This is a genomic window from Cupriavidus sp. BIC8F (genome assembly GCF_032465815.1).
GTDB classification, from domain to species: domain Bacteria; phylum Pseudomonadota; class Gammaproteobacteria; order Burkholderiales; family Burkholderiaceae; genus Cupriavidus; species Cupriavidus necator.
This window is the reverse complement of record NZ_CP136094.1, coordinates 3,387,122-3,408,380: the sequence shown is the minus strand read 5'-3', so window position 1 is coordinate 3,408,380 and position 21,259 is coordinate 3,387,122. Positions and strand designations below refer to the sequence as shown.

Below are 21,259 nucleotides of genomic sequence, written 5' to 3'. Positions count from 1 at the left end.
GAGGCGCCGCTTACAGGCGCTCGATGATGGTGGCGTTGGCCATGCCGCCGGCTTCGCACATCGACTGCAGGCCATAGCGCTGGCCGCTGTCTTCCAGCGCATGCAGCATGGTGGTCATCAGCCGCACGCCGGACGCGCCCAGCGGATGGCCCAGCGCAATGGCGCCGCCGCGCGGGTTCAGGCGTGCCGGGTCGGCGCCGAGCGCGCGCTGCCAGGCCAGCGGCACGCAGGCAAAGGCTTCGTTGATCTCGTAGTGGTCGATCTGGTCGAGCTTCAGGCCGCTCTTCCTGATTGCGCGCTGGCTGGCGGGGATCGGGGCGGTCAGCATCATGACCGGATCGTCGCCGCACACGTCGAAGGCGACAAAGCGTGCGCGCGGCTTCAGGCCCAGGCGCTGCGCCATCGATTCGCTCATCAGCAGCATGGCGGAGGCGCCGTCACTGATCTGCGAGGCATTGCCCGCGGTCACATTCCAGCCGATCTGCGGGAAGCGCGCGCTGAGTTCGTCATTGCGGAACGAGGCCTGCAGCGTGCCCAGCTTCTCCACCGAGGTGCCCGGGCGGATGGTCTCATCCTGCTCGACCAGTCCGTTGGGCGTGCTGATGCCCAGGATCTCGCGGCGGAAGGCGCCGCTTTCGCGCGCGGCGGCGGCCAGCTCGTGCGAGCGGGCCGAATAGCTGTCCATGTCGTGGCGCGACAGTTCGTACTTGGCGGCAACCAGCTCGGCCGCAACACCCTGTGACACCAAACCCGGCGCATAGCGCGCTTCCATCGACGGGCCGTACGGGTTCTGGCCAATGCGGGCCGAGCCCATCGGCACGCGGCTCATCGACTCGATGCCGCAGGCGATGACGATGTCATAGGCGCCGGCCATGATGCCCTGCGCGGCGAAATGCACCGCCTGCTGGCTGGAGCCGCACTTGCGGTCGATGGTGGTGGCCGGCACGTGGTCAGGAAAGCCTGCCGCCAGCCACGCCACGCGGCCCGGGCCGGCGGATTGCTCGCCCGCCTGGGTCACGCAGCCGGTGATGACGTCGTCGACCAAACCCGGGTCCAGCTTGTTGCGCTCGACCAGGCCCTTGAGCACCTGGGCCAGCAGTTCGGTGGCATGGAGTTCGGTAAAGGCCGAGCCCGGCTTGGAGCGGCCCATCGGGCTGCGGATGGCGTCGACGATGACGGCTTGTTGCATGCGGTGTCTCCTGAAAAGGCTGAGCGTTGCGAGTCGTGGCTGGGATATTGAGACGTCCGTACCGAAATGTGATCGTCCAATACGATGAATTGGGATTCTGGCTTCGGAAAAGAGTCGTGTAAACCCAAATAAGCCGGTTTGACTTTGGAAAAAACGAAGGGCAACATCCGGGTTTTGAGACGCTCGTATCAAAAAACCTTGAATTTGGGCAATAATATGACCAATGCACCACACGCCTCCCTGACCCCACCGCCCGCCGATGCCGACGGCGAGGCGCGCCTTGTCAGCGCGCTGGCGCGGGGCATTTCGATCCTCAACTGCTTTTCGCCGACGATGCAGGAGCTCAGCAGCCGTGAGTTGATGGAGCGCACAGGCCTGGCCAAGCCGACCCTGTTCCGGCTGCTCGACACCCTGTGCGAACTGGGCCTCCTGCATTATTCGGAGCGCCTGTCGCGCTACGTGCCCGGGGTCGGGCTGATCAACCTGGCCGCGCCCGCGCTGGCACGCATGACGATCCGCCAGCTGGCGCGGCCGGCCATGCAGGAGCTGGCCGACCATATCGCCGGGCAGGTCGAGCTGATCGTCGGCAGCGGCAATGCGCTGACCTACGTCGAAATCGCTCAGGGCGTGGGCAGCCATGTGTTCCGGCCCGAGGTCGGCACGCGCGTGTCGGTCTCGCGCACGGGTTCCGGACGCGGCTACCTGTTGCTGTTGACCGAGGCCGAGCGCGAGGCCTATCTCGCCCAGCTCCGCGCCGCCGATCCGCAGCGCGCCGACTGGCTGCAGGAGCGCCTGGCCGATGCCGCCCGCGACTTGCAAGACCACGGCTTCTGCCGCGGCCACCGCGACCTGCACCGCGAGGTGGAATCGGTCGCCGTGCCGATGCGCACCCGCCGCGACGGCGAGGCGTGGATCTTTGCCGCCTCGGTGCCGGTGTTCAGCCAGCAGAGCAAGCAGATGGAGGAGGACATCGGCCCGCGCCTGGTGAGCCTGGTGCGCAATGTAGAGGGGGCGCTGGGAGTAGCCGGATAATCGCCACGGCTTGGCTTGCTCCGAGTGACTTAACGTGCCCATGCCATGCCCTGCGACTATTCTGAGTCGCATGCGCCATGGGGGGGGAATCCGATGCAGCAGATTCGCTTGGCGGTGACGATTGGCGTACTGGTGCTGCTGGCTGCGTGCGTGTCGCGCATGCTCGGGCACGCCGCCACCGAGACCGTGCCGGTGTGGCTGGGCAGCGGCGTCACGCTTGCCGCGCTACTGGTGTGCGCGCGCTGGTCGTGGCCGGCGGTGCTGGCCGGCGCCGGCATCGCGCTGGCGGGGTGGGGCGCGGTGATCCATGGCCTGCCGCTGCCCGGCGCGGCGGCATTCGGGCTGATCGAGGTGATCAGCCTGGGCACGGCGGGCTGGATTGCCACCTATGGCCGGCGCGACCCGCAAAGCCCGCTCGGTGCCACGCTGCTGATCGCGGGCGCGCTGGTGGGCGCCGCGCTGGGGGCTACGCTGGCGGTGGAGTTGTGGCGCTGGCAGCGGCCCGGGCTGGATTTGCCGATCGAGTGGCGTGCCTGGTTTTTCTCCACCGCCGCGGGGCTGCTGCTGGTGGCCCCCGTGGTGGTAGCTTTCCGCGGCTTTCGCGTGCGCCGCTCGGGCGGCATGCCGATGCAGCAGTTCGCCGCCGGCGGGCTCGCCTTCATCATCTGCATGTGCATGGGCGCGCTGCTGGCGGTGGAAACGGCCAAGCGCGAGCAGTACACCAAGGGCCGCCTGGTGGCGCTGGCGCCGCCGGTCTATATCGACGGCTGGGCCACGCCCTGGTACCGCGCGCTGCGCACGCTGCTCTACCGCGTGCCCGGCGTGCCCGACCGCATGAAGGTCGACGAGGAAGAGCCGTACGGCATTAAGAACGAGCAGCTGCGCGAGATCGTCAAGGCCAAGTTCGCGCGCGGCGAGAATTTCCATTACCGCTGGGTGCCGCTGGCCTGCATCCGCGAGGTGGATCGCCTGCGCGGCTTCGTGCGCCAGGGGGACTGCAGCGCATCGCCTGCCCGACACTGGTGGTCCATGCGCGCCTGGACGAGCTGACCAGCCTGCGCTCGGCCAACTACCTGGTCGAGCAGATCGGGCAGGGCAAGCGTGCCGGCCAGGCGCGCATGCTGGTGCTGGAAGACAGCTACCACATGGTCTGCGTCGACAACGACCGCGAACTGGTGGCACGCAGCGTGCTGGAATTCTTCGAGGCCAGCGTCCCCATTTCGCTCGGCATGCCCAGCGACGACGCCCGCATGAGCCCGGCGCAGATGACGGAGCTGCTCGCCGCCGCGCGCGCCGACCTGGAACGCGGCGACTTTGGCGTGCTGTATGCGCGCGGCAAGGGCGATTTTGCGTGGTTCCAGCCCGGCAGCAACCGCGCCAGCGGCCGTGCGCTGCCGCGGCTGCGCGCGTGGGCGGATACGGGGGTGGCGTTTACGGCGTTCGGCGCACCGGTGCTCAATACCGGCATGGCGGTGGTGCCGGCCACGCTGCGCAGCGGCACGCTGGCCTCGCAAGGCGTGCTGGCGTTTGCGCTGCGCGACGGCAAGCTGCTGGAGGGGCGCTGGTTCCCGGACGAGATCGCGCTGGAAGACGCGCACTTCGGCGGCGTGCCCACGGCGCAGGGGCCAGGCCCCGCCAAGCAGGCCTTCGAAGCCGCAGCAGCCTTGTCGAAGACCCTGCGCCATGCGCCTGGCAACGACACGCTGCTGGACCTTTATGCGCTCTACAAGCAGGGCAGCGTGGGCGATGTCAGCGGCGAGCGGCCGGGCATGATGGACATGGTCGGGCGCGCCAAGAACGACGCCTGGGCCGCGCGCCGCGGGCTGGCGCGCGAGCAGGCCATGCGCGACTACGTGGCGCTGGTCAACCAGCTGAAGTCGGCGGAGACGCAGTCCGCCTGACGCTCAGTTGACCCTCAGTTGCCGGTGAACACCGGCGTGCGCTTGTCCAGGAACGCTTGCACCGCCTCACGGTGGTCGGCAGTCTGGTGCGACAGCGCCTGGAAGCCGGCGGACAGTTCCAGCAGCGTATCCAGGCGGGTATGCATGGCCTCGCGCATCAGGCGCTTGGCCAGGCGCACCGCGTGCGGCGGGTTGGCGGCGATGCGGCCGGCCAGCTCATAGGCCGTGGGCAGCAGCGCCTCGGGCGCGACCACGCGCGACACCAGGTTCCATTCCAGCGCCAGCCTGGCATCGATCGGCTGGCCGGTGAATGTCATTTCCGCCGCCCGCGACAGGCCGATCACGCGCGGCAGCAGCCACGCGCCGCCATCGCCGGGGATGATGCCGAGCTTGACGAAGGATTCGGCAAACTGCGCGCGCTCCGAGGCAATGCGGATGTCGCACATGCAGGCCAGGTCCAGCCCCGCGCCCATGGCCGCGCCATTGACCGCGGCGATGACCGGCACTTCCAGGTTGAACAGTGCCAGCGGCAGCCGCTGGATGCCGCAGCGGTAGTCCTGCCGGATTTCCATGCCCGGCACTGCGCCGGAGGCCTGGCGTTCCATGTCCTTGATATTGCCGCCCGACGAGAACGCCGTGCCCGCGCCGGTAATGACCACCGCGCGCACGCTGCGGTCGCCGTGGATGCGCTCGATCGCGGCCAGGAACTCCGCCACGGCGGTATTGCCGGTCAGCGGGTTGCGGCGCTCGGGCTCGTTCATCGTCAGGGTGACGATATGGTCCTGCTGCTCGTAGAGAAGGAAGTTGCTCATGCTGGTGTCTCCGGATACGGGGATGCGGGCTGGCTGCCTGCCTTGGCGCCAAGGCTAAGCGAGGCGTGCCTACACCGTCCAATATTCATTTCTTCATCAGTAATATCCGGCACATATCGCTCGGCAGGCTTGGGACGCCAGCCGCCTTGCGCCGGCGGCACGGCTTTCCGCGGGTAATCCCTGTACCCATAATCGGATCGCTCACCGATTATCTATAGGCCCCGGCCACCGCCCGGCATCGCGCAGTTCCGTAATCCTGCAGTCCCGAATTCCAACAAGAATGCCCTACAGGAGACGACATGAGCCATGCGTTGAAGCAGGCGACGGACCCCGTTGCCCCCGATGTTGCGATGCACACCGGCCGCACCATGAGGCGCGCCACAGGCCTCCTGGCAGCGGCCCTGGCGCTGGTGATGCAGGTCTTGCCCGCCGGCGCGGCGGCGCCGCGCAATGCGGCAGCCAGGGTTGACGGCGCCTTCATCAGTGCCAACGCCAGCACCGCCCGCGACTGGCCCAGCCACGGCCTGGACTATGCCGAGACCCGCTTCAGCCGGCTCAGGCAGATCGATGCCGCCAACGTGCGCGACCTGGGCCTGGTGTGGACCTACAACCTGGAGTCGACCCGCGGCGTGGAGGCAACTCCGCTGGTGGTGGACGGCGTGATGTACGTCACCGCGTCATGGAGCGTGGTGCATGCGGTCGATGCGCGCACCGGCAAGCGGCTCTGGACTTTCGATCCCAAGGTGGACCGCTCGCTCGGTTATCGCGGCTGCTGCGACGTGGTCAACCGCGGCGTGGCGCTGTACCAGGGCAAGGTGTTCGTGGCCGCCTACGATGGCCGGCTGATCGCGCTGGATGCCGCCAGCGGCCGCAAGCTGTGGGAGAAGGACACCATCATCGACCGCAAGTACTCGTACACCATCACCGGCGCGCCGCGCGTGTTCAAGGGCAAGGTCATCATCGGCAACGGCGGCGCCGAATATGGCGTGCGTGGCTACATCACCGCCTATGACGCCGGCACCGGCGAGCAGAAGTGGCGCTGGTTCACGGTGCCGGGCGACCCCTCCAGGCCGTTCGAGGATGAGTCGATGGCCACGGCGGCCAAGACCTGGGATCCCAGCGGCAAGTACTGGGAAGCGGGCGGCGGCGGCACGGCCTGGGACACGCTGGCTTTCGACCCCGAACTGGACCTGATGTACGTGGGTACCGGCAACGGCGCGCCGTGGTCGCACAGCAAGCGCAGTCCGGCCGGTGGCGACAACCTGTACCTGGCCTCGATCGTCGCGCTCAACCCGGATACCGGCAACTATGTCTGGCACTACCAGGAAACCCCGGGCGACAACTGGGACTACACCTCGGCGCAGCCGATGATCCTGGCCGACCTGAAGCTCGACGGGCAGATGCGCAAGGTCATCCTGCACGCGCCCAAGAACGGCTTCTTCTTCGTCATCGACCGCACCAACGGCAAGTTCATCTCGGCAAAGAACTTTGTCGACGTGAACTGGGCCACCGGCTATGACGCCAATGGCCGCCCCATCGAGCGGCCCGAGGCGCGCGCCACCGACAAGCCCTATGACTCGGTCCCCGGGCCGTACGGCGCGCACAACTGGCATCCGATGTCGTTCAACCCGCAGACCGGGCTGGTCTACCTGCCGGCGCAGAACGTGCCGATCAACCTGATGGACGACAAGACCTGGAACTTCAATGAAGGCAAGCCCGGCACCCCGCATGGCAACGTGGGCTGGAACACCGCCAAGTTCCTGAATGCCGAGCCGCCCAAGAGCAAGCCCTTTGGCCGGCTGATCGCCTGGGATCCGGTGCAGCAGAAGGCCGCGTGGACGCAGGAGCATGTGTCGCCGTGGAACGGGGGCACGCTGACCACGGCCGGCAACCTGGTGTTCCAGGGCACCGCCGACGGCCGCTTTGTCGCCTATGACGCGCGCAGCGGCGACAAGCTGTGGGAGTCGCCCACTGGCACAGGCGTGGTGGCGGCGCCGGTCAGCTTCGAGTTGAACGGCAAGCAGTATGTGTCGGTGGCCGTGGGTTGGGGCGGGGTCTACGGGCAGGCCCAGCGCGCCACCAACCGGCAGGGGCCGGGCACGGTCTACACCTTCGCCCTCGGCGGCAAGGCGCCGCTGCCGGCCTTTGCCGAGTACCGCGCCGCCAGGCTGCTGCAGGGCGTGAAATATGACCCGGCGCAGGTCAAGGCGGGCACCGGCCTGTACGTCAGCAACTGCGCCCTGTGCCACGGCGTGCCCGGCGTGGACCGCGGCGGCAATATCCCCAACCTGGGCTATATCGATGCCGCCTATATCGAGAACCTGGACAAGGTGGTCTTCAAGGGGCCGGCGATGGCGCGCGGCATGCCGGACTTCACCGGCAAGCTGACGCCGGACGATGTCGAGAAGATCAAGGCCTTTATCCAGGGAACCGCTGACGCGGTGCGGCCCAAGCCCTGAGGGCTGGGCTGGGCTGGGCTGGGCCGGGCCTCAGTCCTCGGCCTGGAAGCCGGTCGCCTCCACGATCGGCTTCCACGCGGCGCGTTCCAGCTGGATGCGGCGGCGGCCTTCCTGGCCGGGGCGCGCCACCACTTCCAGGCCCAGCGCTTCCAGCTTGGCCACGGTGGCGGCGTTGGCCGAGGCGGCGAGGAACATCTTTTCCACCTGCGCCACCACGTCAGGCTGCGTGCCGGCAGGCACGAACACGCCGTACCAGCTGGTGGCGTGGTCATACTGGCTGAAGCCCTGTTCCTTCATGGTGGGCACTTCGGGCAGCGCCTTGGCGCGGCGCGTGCCGCTCACCCCAAGGAAGCGCAGCTTGCCTCCCTTGTACAGCGGCATCATGCTGGCCACGGCATCCCAGCCGATCGACACATTGCCGCTGACCACATCCACCAGCATCGGCGACGCGCCGCGATACGGCGCGGGCGTGATGGCGATGCCTTCGGCCTTGCCCAGTGCCACCGTGCCCAGGTGGCCGGCGCTGCCGATGGTGGCCAGGCCCAGGCTGGCGCCGCCTGGGTTGCGCCTGGCCCAGCTCACGTATTCCTTCATGTTCTGGTAAGGCTGCTGCACGCCGGTCGCGACCGCGGTCGGCACATCGGTCAGCACCGCCGCGGGCACCAGGTCCTTGTCGGCATCGTATGACAGCTTCTTGTAGGTCAGCGGAAAGATGGTGAACAGGGGCGAGGGGCCGATGAACACGGTCTTGCCATCGGGCCTGGCGCGCTTCACGTAGTCGAGCGCCAGGCGCGCCGAGGCGCCGGGGCGGTTTTCGACCACCACCGTGCCGTGGCCGTCCTGGCGCAGTTGCTCGGCATACAGGCGCGCCAGGCTGTCGGCGGCGCCGCCGGGGGCGTAGCCGACGATGATATGCATCGGCTCGGCATCGGCCGCGCCGGCCGGCGCGGTCATGGCGAAGGTGGCGGCGGCGACAGCGGTCATGGCCAGCAGCCGGCGCGTCAATCGGAGGTGATGAGTCATGGCAGTCAGGGAACGATGTTGAGAGGGTGTCAGGGCAGGGTGGGCCACTGGCCCGTGAGGTCATGGACCGATTCGTACAAGGCCGCCGCACGCAGCAGCTGCGCGTCGCCACGGAACTGCCCGACCAGCTGCAGCCCGATCGGCAGCCCGTCGCTGCCAAAGCCGCAGGGCAGGCTGATGGCCGGATGCCCCGTCATATTGAACGGCATGGTCCAGGGGAACCAGTTCGCGCGCACATCGGGATAATCCTGGCCGTTGATTTCGATCTGGCCGAACAGGTCTTGCTCCAGTGGCAGTGCGGTGCGTGTGATGGTGGGCATGGCGAGCAGGTCGGCGCGCCCCAGCAGCGCCTGCACGCGCAGGAACAGCTGCGAGCGCTCGAACATCGCCTGCTGGTATTCCACGGCGGTGAATGCGGCGGCGGATTCCACCTGGCGCACGAAGGTCGGGCTCAGCGCCGCGCGGTGCTGCGCCACGATCGGCGCAAAGCGCGTGCGCCAGACCGTGTGGTTGATGGCACGCCAGATGGGTTCGACGTCGAACCCTTCGCCGCCGAACGGCTCCAGTTCGGCGCCTAGCGCGCGCAGCTTGTCCAGGCTGGCCTCGAAGGCGTGCGCCACGTCCGCCGACACCGGGCGGCCCGGCGGCGCCAGGCAATACAGGATGCGCCGGCCACGCAGGTCGCCCTGCGGCTGCGCTGCGGCCACGTAGTCGGCGGCGGGCACGCCGATCGACCACGGGTCGCAAGCATGCTCGCCGGCCATGGCCTGCAGCATCAGGCCGGTGTCGGCCACCGTGCGCGTGGTCGGCGTCACGTAGGTCTGGTTGCCGAACAGGTCCTGCGCCTGGCTGTGCGGAATCACCCCCTGGCTCTGCTTGATGCCCACCACGCCATTGCAGGCGGCAGGAATGCGCGTTGAGCCGCCGCCATCGGTTGCCACCGCCAGCGGCGCGATGCCGCTGGCCACCGCCACCGCGGCGCCGCCGCTGGAGCCGCCACTGGTGCGTCCGGCGTGCCAGGCATTGCGGGTGCGGCCGAACAGCGGCGAATCAGTCAGGCATTTGGAGCCAAATTCCGGCGTGGTGGTCTTGCCGACCAGGATCGCGCCCTGCGCGCGCAGCCGCGCCACCGCCACGGCGTCTTCGGCCGGCACATTGTCGCGCATCGGCACGGCGCCAAAGGTGGTGCGCACGCCGCGGGTGTTGACGATGTCCTTGGCGGTGAAGGGAATGCCGTGCAGCGGGGGCAGCGGCCGGCCGGACATCACTTCCGCTTCCGCCGCGCGCGCCGCGGCCATGGCCTCGTCCGCGCACAGCGTGATAAAGCAGTTCAGCACCGGCCGCAGCCGCTCGGCGCGCGCCAGCACCGCAGCGGTCAGTTCCACCGGCGAGATTTCCTTGCGCCGGATGCGCTGCTGCAGTTCGGCGGCGCTGGCTAGACAAAGCGCTTCGCTCATTGGACGGGCGTCTCCTGAAGATGGCCGCGCGTGCCGGCTTCGGCGCGCGCAGGCGTGATGGCGGTAAGCCAGGGCCTGTTCACATATAAAACGTGCGCGCGCAAGGGGGATACGCGGCGCAGGGCTAGGCGCCAGTCGCGCCGCTTGGTCATTCCAAGCAAGCGGCTGGCAACGACGCCATGCGCCGGTATGTGAACAGGCCCTGGAACAGCCATCTTACAACCGGCCCGCGCACGCGGGGACTATCGCCGCCAGGTGCCATCGACGAGGAAGCGTTCGGCAAGCTCCGGGATGCACTGCGCCACCGTGCGCGCAGCCTGGGTGAACGGACGCAGGCTGCTGGCCGCCAGCACCACCGACTGGCGCATGGCGCGCTCGCCCAGCGGCAGGGCATCCATCAGGCCGCTGGCCAGTTCTTCCGCCACGGCGTGGTAAGGCAGCACGCTGAAGGCCATGTGATCGGCCATGATCCGCTTGATCACGGCGGAGGAGCCGGCTTCCATCACCACCGCCAGGCTGAATTTCTGCCGCGTGGCGAGGTCGTCGAGCAGCGTGCGGATGGCATTGGGCGGCACCGGCAGCACCAGCGGAAAACGCGCCAGCTGCCGCGTGGCCAGCGGACCTGGCCCGATGCCCAGCTCGCGGCACCGTTCGGCCAGCCGCTCGCGGTGCCCGACCAGCATCAGCGGAGTCTCGAACAGGCGCCGGTAGCTGTTGCGCCCGGCGGCGCGGTAGCGATTGACCACGCCGAGATCGATCTCGCCCTGCGACAGGCGCGTTTCGATATCGCCGCTATATCCCTCCACGATGCGCAGACGCACACCGGGATAGCGCGTGCCGATCTCGGCCAGCAGTGCACTGGACAGCGCTGGCGACACCGCTGGCACCAGGCCGATGGTGACCACGCCGCTGACATGGCCGGCGTGGCCGCGCGCGGTGTCCAGCAGCTCGGTCGCGCCGTCCAGCAGTGGCACGGCCTGCGCCAGCAACTGGCCGGCGAGCGAAGTCAGCGCCACGCCGCGCCCGTTGCGATAAAAGAGGGCGCCACCGATCAGGCGCTCCAGCGCCGCGACCTGCCGGCTGACCACCGACTGCGCCAGCCCCAGCCGTGCCGCGGCGCTGGTGACGCTGCCGGTGCGGGCCACCTCCACAAAGATGCCAAGTGCCTTCAGGGTAAGTTCGTCTTGCATGTTGGAGCGTTTTCGAGGTCAGCCTGGATTTGCTGTCAGTGGAATTCTGCTATGCATTGTAGACATTGATCGATGCCATCGGGGGCGTCTATCGTCCCCTCTACGCCATGGCCGTGCCCGATGGCCAGACCAAAAGGAGACATGCAGCATGCCAATCCACGCCGAACATCATCCGCTTATCTCACTGGAAGCCCCGGAAGCCGACATGCTGGCGCGGGTCCAGGCCCTGGTCCGGGAGCAGATCGGGCCGCAGGCCGAGCAGGTCGGGCGCGAGGACGTTTTTGCCTGGGACACGTTCCGGCTGCTGGCGGCCGAGGGCATCATCGCCACCGCCTTTCCGCGCAGCCTGGGCGGCACCGGGGCTTCGATGCTGCTGCGCGTGCGCATCATCGAGGAACTGGCGCGGGCATGCAGCACGGCCGCGTCGCTGGTCACCGGCACGGACCTGTCGTCGCGGCCGATCGTCGCCGGCGGCTCGGATGCGCTGTGCAGTGCCGTGGTGCCGAAACTGGCATCGGGCGAGCTGCAGGCGGCCTTTGCGCTGACCGAGCCGGGTGCCGGGTCGGACCTGGCCGGGCTGCAGGCCACGGTCCGCCGCGACGGCGGCCACTATGTACTGAACGGCACCAAGAAGTTCATCACCCGCGCGGGCGTGGCCGACATGTACGTGGTGGTGGCGCGCCTGGCGGACGGCCCGGCCGGCAGCAAGGGGCTGAGCGCCTTCCTGGTGCCGCGCGCCAGCGCCGGGATCTCGGTGTCGCCGACCATCCCCAAGATGGGCTGGAACGGCGTGCCGATCGCCCAGGTGTATTTCGATGAGGTAGCCGTGCCGGTCGGGAACCGGTTGGGTGAAGAAGGGCAGGGGATGGCGCTGGCGCAGGACACGCTGGTGCGGGCGCGCATCGGGCACGCCGCCATCGCGCTGGGCCGCATGAGCGGGGCGCTGCAGATCGCCGCCCAGTACGCCGATATGCGGCAGGTATTCGGGCGCGCGGAGGGAGAGCACCAGGGCATCCAGTGGATGCTGGCGGACATGGGCGCACGCATCGAGGCCGCCCGCTGCCTGGTCTATGCCTGCGCGCAGCGCTACGACCGGCAGGATCCCGATACCTCGATCCATGCCTCGATCGCCAAGATGCACAGCACTGACCTGTGCATGAAGGTGGTGGTGGACTGCCTGCAATTGCTCGGCGGCAACGGCTACCTGAAGGCCTATCCGCTGGAGCGCTTCATGCGCGACGCCAAGATGAACCAGATCGGCGAGGGGACCAGCGAGGTGCACAAGAACCTGATCGGGCGCTACCTGATGAAGACCGCGGCGGCGATGCCATGCCACCCGTGCCTGGACCTGGAACCCGACCTGTTCGGAGCCGCATGATGACGCACACGCCTGAGCAAGTGCGGCAGCAGGGCGCCGGCCATGATCCGCTCACCAATCCCCTGTGCCGGCGGCTGGGCATCCGCTGGCCCGTGTATGGGCTGGCACACAGCATCGAAGTGGCCGCCGCCATCTCCAATGCGGGCGGGCTTGGCGTCTACGCGGCCGCGCGCGACGGCCCCGACGAACTGGCCGGCAAGCTGCGCGACCTGCGCCGCCTGTGCCCGGATCGCCCGGTCGGCGTGGACCTGCTGTTGCCCACCGCCTTGCCGGGCGCGGTGGATGCGGACACAGTCGCCGCGGCGGTGCCCGAAGGGCACAAGGCATTCATCGACACCCTGTTTGCCCGCTTCGCGGTGCCGCCAGCCACGCAGGGCAACTTCTTCTCGCAGTATGTCCGCTCGCAGGCGCTCTTCGAAGAGCAGGTCGAGGCCGTGGCGCAGAGCGACATCGAAGTCTTTGCCGCCGGCGTGGGGACGCCGGTCCGGCACGCTGGCGCGCGTGCGCAAGGCCGGCAGGACCACTATGGCGCTGGTCGGCTCGGCGCGGCATGCGCAGAAGGCCATCGAGGCCGGCGTCGATATCCTGGTGGCACAGGGCTATGACGCCGGGGGCCATACCGGCCCGATCGGCACCTTCACCCTGGTGCCGCAGATCATTGCCGCGGCGCAGGGGCGGCCGGTGCTGGCCGCCGGCGGGGTCGGCACCGGAGCGCAGATTGCCGCGGCGCTGGCAATGGGTGCGCAAGGCGCATGGCTGGGCACGCTGTGGCTGGGCACCAGCGAGCAACAGCTGGCCGGCCCGCTGGCCGACAAGCTGATCGCCGCTGGCAGCGAAGACACCGTCATTACGCGCGCGCATAGCGGCAAGCCTTGCCGCGTGGTGCGCAGCGCCTTCTCGGACGCGTGGGAGGAGCCGGGCGCGCCTGCCCCGCTGGAGATGCCATACCAGCAGGCGCTCACCGGGCGGCTGCTGGCAGCCGTTGAACAGCACTCGGTGGTGCCGCTGATGTACGAGGCAGCCGGCCAGAGCGTGGCCTGGGTCCGCCAGGTTGAGCCGGTGGCAACCGTGATGCACCGCCTGGTGCAGCAGACGCGCGAGGCGCTGGCGGCACTGCGGCCTTACCTGGATGCCCGCAGCGCCTGACGTCCCGCAGACCTTCAAACGGCAAAGACCGTGACACGCATGGAGACCCGCATGAACCGCAGACAATTCACCATTTCGACAATGCAGGCGGCACTGGGACTGTCCGTGCCGGCATGGCTGCCAGCGGCGGCGCGCGCGTCCGCGCCGCCTCCGCCGGCTGGTTACCCGGGCCGCGTGGTGCATGCCGTGGTGCCATATCCGGCCGGCGGCGTGGTCGATATCACCATCCGCGCCGCCACCGACCGCATGTCGCTGGCCATGCCGCAGCGCATCCTGGTGGAAAACCGCCCAGGCGCCGATGGCAAGATCGGCGTTGAGGCCGTGTCGCGGGCCGAGCCGGACGGCTACACCTTGCTCGCGGCCACGCCGGTGCTGTCGGTGAGCGAGAGCCTGTATCCGCAGACCTCGATCCGGGTCAGGGACTTCCGCGCCATCGGCGCCGTGGCCGCGGTGCCGGCCATATTCGTGGTGGCGGGATCGGTGCCGGCCAGGACGCTGGCGGAGTTTGTCGCCTGGGCGCGCGAACGGCCCGGCCGCATCAATGTGCCCAACCCCGGCACCGGCAGCTCCATCCACCTGGGGCAGGAGCTGTTCTTCGAGGCCACCGGCATCAAGGCGGCCAATATCGGCTACAAGGGGCAGCCGCCGTCCGTTCCGGACCTGGGCCAGGGGCAGCTGCATTTCGCGCTGTTGTCGCAGTCGATTGCCTTGCCGCTGATCAAGGCCGGGCGCGTGCGCGCGCTGGCCGCCAACGCCGGGCAGCGCACCCAGTCGCTGCCCGAGGTGCCAACCATTGCCGAGGCCGGCTACCCCGGCGTGCTGGTGCGCTCCTGGTATGGCCTGGCGGCGCCGGCGCGCACCCCGGACAAGGTGATCGCCTACCTGAGCGGGGTGCTGCGGCAGGCCATGGCCACGGCCGACGTGCGCGGCAAGCTGGCCGGGCTCGATGCAGAGATCCTGGCGCTCGACGCGCCGGCCTTCGACCGGCTGATTGCCGAGGAGCAGGTCCGCTGGGCCGCGCTGATCAAGGCCCGCAATATCCAGGCAAGCGCCTAGCGTCTCGCGGCGCGTCACCGCTCAGGGGCGCGCCGGGGATGCCAGGTACGCCTGCAGGCCGTCTGCCGGCAAGGCGCGTGAAAACAGCCACCCCTGGCCGAACTGCGCACCGCGCTCGCGCAGGAAGCGCGCCTGGTCTTCATGCTCGATGCCCTCGGCCACGACCTCGAAGCCCAGCGCCTCGGCCATGGCGATGATGTGCGGCGCCACGGCGCTGGAAGCTGCCTCGCGGCCGATGGTGTCGATGAAGGACTTGTCGATCTTCAGCACATCTACCTTGAATACCTGCAGGTAGGACAGGCTGGAGTAGCCGGTGCCGAAATCGTCGATGTAGATCGGATGCCCGGCATCGCGGAAGGCCTGGATCACTTCGAGCGCGGTCTCGGCGTGCAGAAAGCTGCGTTCGGTGATCTCGATGCGGATCTGCCGGGGCGCGATCCCGGTGACCTGCAGGCGCGCGGTAAGCACGTCGAGAAAACGCGGCGAGCTGACATCGTCCGCGCAAACATTGATCGACACATAGAATCCGGGCCGGGCGCGCAGCAGCGGGCCCAGCTCGGCGATGGCGCGGTCGAGCACGTGGTCAGTGATCTGCGGCATCAGCCCGGTCTGCTCGGCCAGCGTGATCAGCAGGTCTGGCGGCACCGGCTGGCCGTCGCGCTTCCAGCGCAGCAGCGCCTCCACGCCCACGCAGCGGCCATCTTCCAGCGCGACGATCGGCTGGTAGTGCACCTCCAGCCGGCGGCGGCGCACGGCGTTGCGCAGTGCGCCCTCCATGGTCACGCGGCGCGACATGGCGCGAAACACCAGCGCGGCCAGCAGCACGCCGATCGCCAGCCCCGCCACGACGAAAGAGCCTACCAGCATTGGCCAGGCGGCCAGCAGCGTGGTGGGCGGTGCCAGTACCACGGCCGCGAACGGAATCCGGGTGGAGCGGCGCACGGAACTGCCGGGATTGTCGAGTTCGTCGGCGCCGTTGGCGTTGCGCTGGTATTCGCGCGCCATCTGCGCCACGTCGGAGCCGGTGGTGGTGGCGATGAAGACGCCCGTGGCAGTATTGACTGCGCCGATGTGCCGGCCATCGAGCTCGACGATGTCGACGAATGACTTGGGGTCGACCGATACGTAGTGGCCGTGGCGCCCTACCAGCATGGCGGGGCCGGGCGCGCCAAACGGGTTGTCGAGGTCGAACCAGTATTCAAAGCCCTGGGTGTCGCGCCAGTCCGGTTCGGGCAATGTCATATGCCGCCGGAAGACGTCGCCCAGCAGTGCCGAGCACAACCGGTAATTGCCGGCATAGCGCCCGGCATCGCGCAGGTGGTGGAAGGTGAAGGTGATGCGCCTCAGGCTGGCCAGGTTGCCGTCGGAGCAGGGCGCGTCGGGCAGGCCTTCCATTTCGTGCAGCGCGCCAGTGGCGTCTGCCATGACCATCCCCATGCGGGCGACGGCAGCATTGGCAAGCATCTGCAGTTGCGCCACCTCGCGCCGGGCGACTTCCTCTTCGGCCACGCGCATGCTGGCCGCAATCGGCAACACGGCCGCGGCAAATGCGAATATCACTGCCATCGCAAGGAACAAAGGCCGCTTCATTGGTGTCCTGTCAGATGCGCTGTCGAAGGGTACTACGCGCGCTCGCTGCTGCGCAGCACGCGCCATCGCCGCGCGTATTCAGATTCTTCCAGCAAAGCGATGAATTCTTTCGTGCGCCGCGCAATAAGGCAAGCATGACTTGCGCAATGCCGGCAGAATCCGGAAAGTAGGGGGCAAGACTGCCCGCATAGAGGACCTGGCCCATGACCACCGCCCCATTTGCAAGACAATCACCATCGGCCCGGCTTGCCGCCCGGCGCGTCAACGGCCGGCACACGCCGGCCGTGACCCCGGGCAACTGCTGAGGGGGGCGCATGGCGCTGGTGCTGCTGATCGCGCTGCCCCTGCTGGCCGCGGCGCTGGCGTGGTTGATCGGCATGCGGGCCGCGCGCTTGCTGGCGCCGGTCGTCATCGGTTTGCCGCTGGCCGCGCTGGTGCTGCTGCTGAGCCTGCGCGGCGCGGTCTTCGAACAGCCGGGGCATGCGCTGGGCTGGCGCGTGGCGTGGCTGCCGCAGATCGGGCTGGACCTGTCGCTGCGGCTGGATGGCCTGTCGTTCCTGTTCGCGCTGCTGGTGCTCGGCGTGGGCCTGCTGGTGATCCTGTACGCGCGCTACTACCTCGCGCGCAATGAATCCGCGGTGCGCTTCTTCTGCCTGCTGCTGCTGTTCATGGCGGCCATGCTGGGCGTGGTGCTGGCCGGCAACCTGCTGCTGCTGGTGGTGTTCTGGGAGCTGACCAGCATCCTCTCGTTCCTGCTGATCGGCTTCTGGTCATGGCGCACCGATGCGCGCCAGGGCGCGCGCATGGCGCTGGCGGTCACGGGCGGCGGCGGGCTGGCGCTGCTGGCAGGGGTGCTGCTGCTGGGCCATATCTGCGGCAGCTTCGAGCTGTCCGAGGTGCTGGCGCAGGCCGGCAAGGTGCAGCACCACCCGCTGTACCTGCCGATGCTGGTGCTGGTCCTGCTGGCGGTCTTCACCAAGTCAGCGCAGTTCCCGTTCAGCTTCTGGCTGCCGCATGCCATGGCCGCGCCCACGCCGGTCTCGGCCTACCTGCACTCGGCCACGATGGTCAAGGCCGGCGTGTTCCTGCTGGCGCGGCTCTATCCGGTGCTGGACGGCACCAACAGCTGGTTCTACCTGGTCAGCATGACGGGGCTGGCCACGCTGATCGTGGGCGCCGGCCTGGCGCTGCTGCAGCGGGACCTGAAAGGGCTGCTGGCTTATTCCACCATCAGCCACCTGGGCCTGATCACGCTGCTGTTCGGGCTCGATACCCAGCTCAGCACGGTGGCGGCCATCTTCCATATCATCAACCACGCGGTGTTCAAGGCGTCGCTGTTCATGGCGGCCGGCATCATCGACCATGAAACCGGCACGCGCGACCTGGACCGCCTGCACGGGCTGGCGCGCTATATGCCGCACACCGCGGTGCTGGCCATCGTGGCATCGCTGTCGATGGCGGGGGTGCCGTTGTTCAATGGCTTCCTCAGCAAGGAGATGTTCTTCGGCGAGACCCTGGCGCAGGGCCTGCTGGGCGACTTCAACTGGGTGATCCCGACCACGGCGACGCTGGCGGGGGCGCTGACGATGGCCTACTCGCTGCGCTTTATCTACGGCGTGTTCTTCGGCGCCCGGCAGCCCGACTTGCCCAACTACCCGCCGCACGAGCCGCCGCGCTTCATGAAGGTGCCGGTGGAGTTCCTGGTGGTGATCTGCCTGGTGGTCGGTCTGGTGCCGGCCTATACGGTGGGCGACCTGCTGGCGGCGGCTTCGCTGGCCACGCTGCGCGCACCCCTGCCGGAGTACAGCCTGAACCTGTGGCACGGGATCAACCTGCCGCTGCTGATGAGCCTGGTGTCGATGGCCGTGGGCGCGGCGCTGTTCTTCCTGCGCCGCGACGCGCTGAGGCGCCTGCAACAGGCGATCAGCCACCTGAGCGCACGCCAGTCGTTCGAACATGGCATGCATGCGCTGGAACGCTTTGCCGCGGCCGTCACGCACTGGCTGGAGAACGGCTCGCTGCAGACCTATGTCGCCTGGATGCTGCTGGCGCTGCTGGCCGTGCCGGCATACTTCCTGGCCGACCTGGAATGGCTCGGTGGCAGCGTGCCGGCGGGCGCCATCGACCTGATCGGCGCCGCCACGCTGGCGCTGCTCGGGCTGTGCGCGGTGGGCGTGGTGGTGACGCACCGCCAGCGGCTGTTCGCGCTGGTGCTGCTGGGCGGCTGCGGGTTGATGGTGTCGATGGCGTTCCTGCGGTTCTCCGCGCCGGACCTGGCGCTGACGCAGATCTCGGTGGAGGTGGTGACGATCCTGCTGCTGGTGCTGGCGCTGTTCTACCTGCCGCGCGAGACGCCGGAGCGCGCCGGGGCTGCGCGCCGTGGGCGGGATATGGTGCTGGCGCTTGGCGGCGGCACCTTGCTGGCGGTGGCGGCCTACGCCGTGATGACGCGGCCCTATGAGCCGGTGTCTGCCTTCTACATCGACCAGTCCGTGCCGGGCGGCGGCGGGCACAATGTGGTCAACGTGCTGCTGGTGGATTTCCGGGGCTTCGACACCATGGGCGAGATCTGCGTGCTGCTGATCGCAGGGCTGGCGGTGCAGGCGCTGCTCAAGGGCATGCGGCTGGACACGCCGTCGGCAGCGCCCGATGGCCTGCCGTGGAGCAGCCAGGCGCATCCGCTGCTGCTGGCCATGCTGGCGCGGCTGATGCTGCCGCTGACGCTGCTGGTGGCGGTCTATATCCTGCTGCGCGGGCACAACCTGCCGGGCGGCGGCTTTGTCGCGGCGCTGATCACGTCGGTGGCGCTGCTGCTGCAGTACGTTGCCAGCGGCGTGCGCTGGACCGAAGCGCGCATCGCGCCGGACTATCGCGCCATTGCCGGCGCGGGCATCCTGCTGGCGGGCCTGACCGGGCTGGGCAGCCTGGCCTTCGGCTATCCATTCCTGACCACCGCCTTCGGGCATTTCCACATACCTGGCATCGGCGAGGTGGAGCTGGCCACGGCGATGATCTTTGACCTGGGAGTCTTCTGCACCGTGACGGGAACCACGCTGGTGATCGTATCGCACCTGGGCGTGCGCAACCTGCCGCCGGCCCAGGCCGCGGAGGACGCCTGATGGCCGCGCTCTACGCCATCACCATCGGCATCCTGGCCGCGGGCGGCATCTACCTGCTGCTGCGCGAGCGCGTCTTCACCGTGGTGCTGGGACTGACGCTGCTGTCGTATGCGGTCAGCCTGTTCCTGCTGGGCATGGGGCGCCTGTCGATCGGCCGGCCGCCGGTGATCGTGGCGGGCGCCAGCTATGCCGACCCGCTGCCCCAGGCACTGGTGCTGACCGCCATCGTGATCGCGTTCGGCATGACGGCGTTCGCGGTGGTGCTGGCGCTGCGCTCGCTGGGGCTTACCGGCAGCGATCATGTCGACGCCGCCGGCCGGCCCGAGGGGCGCGCTGCCGATGGCGGCAGTCAGGAGACGCGGCCATGAACCACACTGTGCTGCTGCCCATCCTGATCCCCATGTTTGCCGGTGCGCTGCTGAGCGCGATGCCGGCCCAGCGGCTGCGCGCGCAGCGCATCGTCTGCGCCGTGGCCACGCTCTTGCTGGCGCCAGTGGCGGTGCACCTGCTGCGCCAGGCGGCTACCGGCGAGATTGCGGTCTATGCGATGGGCAACTGGCCCGCGCCGTTCGGCATCGTGCTGCAGCTGGACCGCACCGGCGCGATGATGCTGGCGCTGACCGTGGTGCTGGCCGTCGCCGCGCTGGCGGCGGCGGGAGAGGCCACGGCCCGGCAGGGCCGGCATTTCCATGCGCTGTTCCAGTTCCAGCTGATGGGCCTGAATGGCGCCTTCCTGGCGGGCGACCTGTTCAACCTGTTCGTCTTCTTCGAGATCCTGCTGATCGCGTCCTATGCACTGCTGGTGCATGGGGCAGGGCGGGCGCGCATCGGCGCCGGGCTGCACTATGTGATCCTGAACCTGGTGGCGTCCTCATTCTTCCTGGTGGCGGTCGGCGTGCTGTACGGGATTTCGGGCACGCTGAACATGGCGCACCTGGGCCTGCGCCTGGCCGGCCTGCCGGCCCAGGACCTGCCGCTGGCGGTGGCCGCCGGCGCCATGCTGATGCTGGTCTTTGCGCTGAAGGCGGCGCTGTTCCCGCTGTATTTCTGGCTGCCGCGCGCCTACGCCAGCGCCACCGGCCCGGTCGCAGCGCTGTTTGCCATCATGACCAAGGTCGGCATCTACGCGATGCTGCGTTGCGATGCGCTGATCTTCGGCGGCCCGCAGGGGCTGCTGGGGCCATTCCTGCATGACTGGGTGTTCGTGCTGGCGCTGGTCACGCTGGCGGTCGGCGCGCTGGGCGCGGTCGCTGCCGGCACGCTGCGCGCGATGACCAGCTACCTGGTGGTGACATCGGTCGGGTTGCTGGCCGCCTGCTTATCGATGCAGACGCAAGCCGGCTGGGCCGCGGCGATGTTCTACCTGCTCAGCACCACGCTGTGCACCGCCGCGCTGTTCCTGCTGGCCGACGCGCTGGAGCCGGAGCCGGCGCGCGAGGACGGGGCCCCGGTCAGTGCCTCGCGGTTGGCCGGGCTGCTGTACCTGGTGGGCGTGGTGGCAGCGGTGGGGCTGCCGCCGCTGTCGGGCTTCCTCGGCAAGCTCATGGTCCTGCGCGCGACCCCGCCGCCGTGGGTGCCGGCGCTGTGGCCCGCGGTGCTGGTGTCGGGCCTGCTGCTGCTGATTGCCGTGTCCCGCACCGGCACGCGGCTGCTGTGGCGGCTGCCGCATGAGGCGGAGCGCGTGCCGGAAGGGGATGAATACCTCGACGAAGACCATCCCGGCGCGGCACGCGTGCGCGTGCGGCCCGACGCGCGCAAGCTGGCCTGCTGCGCACTGCTGCTGGCGGGCAATGTCGCGCTGACGGTATGCGCGCGGCCGGTCAGCGACTATGTGGCTGACGCGGCGGCGCAGCTGCTGGACCGCGCCGCCTATCTCCGGGCAGTGCTGCCCGGGCAGCCGGGGTAAG

17 protein-coding genes are annotated in these 21,259 nt (G+C 68.9%); 11 read left to right on the top strand and 6 right to left on the bottom strand.

Annotated elements, in window-relative coordinates; all coding sequences use genetic code 11:
* Positions 1 to 10: 10 nt before the first annotated feature.
* On the bottom strand, positions 11 to 1,189 hold the full coding sequence (locus tag RS901_RS15750; RefSeq protein WP_114135306.1) for a thiolase family protein: 1,179 nt from the start codon (positions 1,187 to 1,189) through the stop codon (positions 11 to 13).
* A 216-nt stretch (positions 1,190 to 1,405) separates the two neighbouring features.
* On the opposite strand from RS901_RS15750, the gene RS901_RS15745 reads away from it, so the two are divergent.
* The 3 genes from RS901_RS15745 to RS901_RS15735 all read left to right on the top strand — a co-directional run bounded on the left by RS901_RS15745 (position 1,406) and on the right by RS901_RS15735 (position 4,122).
* Positions 1,406 to 2,221, top strand: a complete 816-nt coding sequence (locus RS901_RS15745; RefSeq protein WP_316149723.1) for an IclR family transcriptional regulator — start codon at positions 1,406 to 1,408, stop codon at positions 2,219 to 2,221.
* A gap of 114 nt (positions 2,222 to 2,335) precedes the next feature.
* On the top strand, positions 2,336 to 3,271 hold the full coding sequence (locus RS901_RS15740; protein WP_316153531.1) for an MASE1 domain-containing protein: 936 nt from the start codon (positions 2,336 to 2,338) through the stop codon (positions 3,269 to 3,271).
* Positions 3,244 to 4,122, top strand: a complete 879-nt coding sequence (locus tag RS901_RS15735) for an acyl-CoA-binding protein (protein ID WP_316149722.1) — start codon at positions 3,244 to 3,246, stop codon at positions 4,120 to 4,122. The genes RS901_RS15740 and RS901_RS15735 overlap by 28 nt, the downstream gene beginning before the upstream one ends.
* Before the next feature lie 14 nt (positions 4,123 to 4,136).
* Here the strand turns inward: RS901_RS15735 and RS901_RS15730 are convergent, their stop codons facing one another.
* Positions 4,137 to 4,934 (bottom strand): crotonase/enoyl-CoA hydratase family protein, encoded by a 798-nt coding sequence (locus RS901_RS15730; RefSeq protein WP_316149721.1) that lies wholly within the window; start codon positions 4,932 to 4,934, stop codon positions 4,137 to 4,139.
* 299 nt (positions 4,935 to 5,233) lie between these two features.
* On the opposite strand from RS901_RS15730, the gene RS901_RS15725 reads away from it, so the two are divergent.
* A complete protein-coding gene (locus RS901_RS15725; RefSeq protein ID WP_316149720.1) occupies positions 5,234 to 7,393 on the top strand; it encodes a PQQ-dependent dehydrogenase, methanol/ethanol family in 2,160 nt (719 codons plus the stop codon).
* A gap of 30 nt (positions 7,394 to 7,423) precedes the next feature.
* Here the strand turns inward: RS901_RS15725 and RS901_RS15720 are convergent, their stop codons facing one another.
* The 3 genes from RS901_RS15720 to RS901_RS15710 all read right to left on the bottom strand — a co-directional run bounded on the left by RS901_RS15720 (position 7,424) and on the right by RS901_RS15710 (position 11,063).
* Complete coding sequence (locus RS901_RS15720) at positions 7,424 to 8,377, bottom strand: Bug family tripartite tricarboxylate transporter substrate binding protein (RefSeq protein WP_114135356.1); 954 nt, start codon at positions 8,375 to 8,377, stop codon at positions 7,424 to 7,426.
* A 68-nt stretch (positions 8,378 to 8,445) separates the two neighbouring features.
* A complete protein-coding gene (locus RS901_RS15715) occupies positions 8,446 to 9,873 on the bottom strand; it encodes an amidase (protein ID WP_316149719.1) in 1,428 nt (475 codons plus the stop codon).
* A gap of 242 nt (positions 9,874 to 10,115) precedes the next feature.
* Positions 10,116 to 11,063 carry a LysR family transcriptional regulator gene (locus tag RS901_RS15710; protein WP_316149718.1) on the bottom strand — a complete coding sequence of 316 codons (948 nt, stop codon included), beginning with the start codon at positions 11,061 to 11,063 and terminating at the stop codon, positions 10,116 to 10,118.
* Between the two features lie 148 nt (positions 11,064 to 11,211).
* Between RS901_RS15710 and RS901_RS15705 the strand changes: the two genes are divergently transcribed.
* The 4 genes from RS901_RS15705 to RS901_RS15690 are packed head-to-tail and all read left to right on the top strand — an operon-like array spanning position 11,212 to position 14,643.
* Complete coding sequence (locus RS901_RS15705; RefSeq protein WP_316149716.1) at positions 11,212 to 12,441, top strand: acyl-CoA dehydrogenase family protein; 1,230 nt, start codon at positions 11,212 to 11,214, stop codon at positions 12,439 to 12,441.
* Positions 12,438 to 13,046, top strand: a complete 609-nt coding sequence (locus RS901_RS15700; RefSeq protein ID WP_316149715.1) for a nitronate monooxygenase — start codon at positions 12,438 to 12,440, stop codon at positions 13,044 to 13,046. Before RS901_RS15705 ends, RS901_RS15700 begins: the two co-directional genes overlap by 4 nt.
* A complete protein-coding gene (locus RS901_RS15695; protein WP_316149714.1) occupies positions 12,967 to 13,587 on the top strand; it encodes an NAD(P)H-dependent flavin oxidoreductase in 621 nt (206 codons plus the stop codon). Before RS901_RS15700 ends, RS901_RS15695 begins: the two co-directional genes overlap by 80 nt.
* A 51-nt stretch (positions 13,588 to 13,638) precedes the next feature.
* Positions 13,639 to 14,643, top strand: a complete 1,005-nt coding sequence (locus tag RS901_RS15690; RefSeq protein ID WP_316149713.1) for a tripartite tricarboxylate transporter substrate binding protein — start codon at positions 13,639 to 13,641, stop codon at positions 14,641 to 14,643.
* Between the two features lie 21 nt (positions 14,644 to 14,664).
* Here the strand turns inward: RS901_RS15690 and RS901_RS15685 are convergent, their stop codons facing one another.
* A complete protein-coding gene (locus RS901_RS15685; RefSeq protein WP_316149712.1) occupies positions 14,665 to 16,209 on the bottom strand; it encodes an EAL domain-containing protein in 1,545 nt (514 codons plus the stop codon).
* 338 nt (positions 16,210 to 16,547) lie between these two features.
* Here RS901_RS15685 and RS901_RS15680 point away from each other — a divergent pair, with 338 nt between their 5' ends.
* The 3 genes from RS901_RS15680 to RS901_RS15670 are packed head-to-tail and all read left to right on the top strand — an operon-like array spanning position 16,548 to position 21,258.
* A complete protein-coding gene (locus tag RS901_RS15680) occupies positions 16,548 to 19,352 on the top strand; it encodes a monovalent cation/H+ antiporter subunit A (RefSeq protein WP_316149711.1) in 2,805 nt (934 codons plus the stop codon).
* On the top strand, positions 19,352 to 19,720 hold the full coding sequence (locus tag RS901_RS15675) for a Na+/H+ antiporter subunit C (protein ID WP_316149710.1): 369 nt from the start codon (positions 19,352 to 19,354) through the stop codon (positions 19,718 to 19,720). The genes RS901_RS15680 and RS901_RS15675 overlap by 1 nt, the downstream gene beginning before the upstream one ends.
* Positions 19,717 to 21,258 (top strand): monovalent cation/H+ antiporter subunit D, encoded by a 1,542-nt coding sequence (locus RS901_RS15670; RefSeq protein WP_316149709.1) that lies wholly within the window; start codon positions 19,717 to 19,719, stop codon positions 21,256 to 21,258. The genes RS901_RS15675 and RS901_RS15670 overlap by 4 nt, the downstream gene beginning before the upstream one ends.
* Position 21,259: the final 1 nt, after the last annotated feature.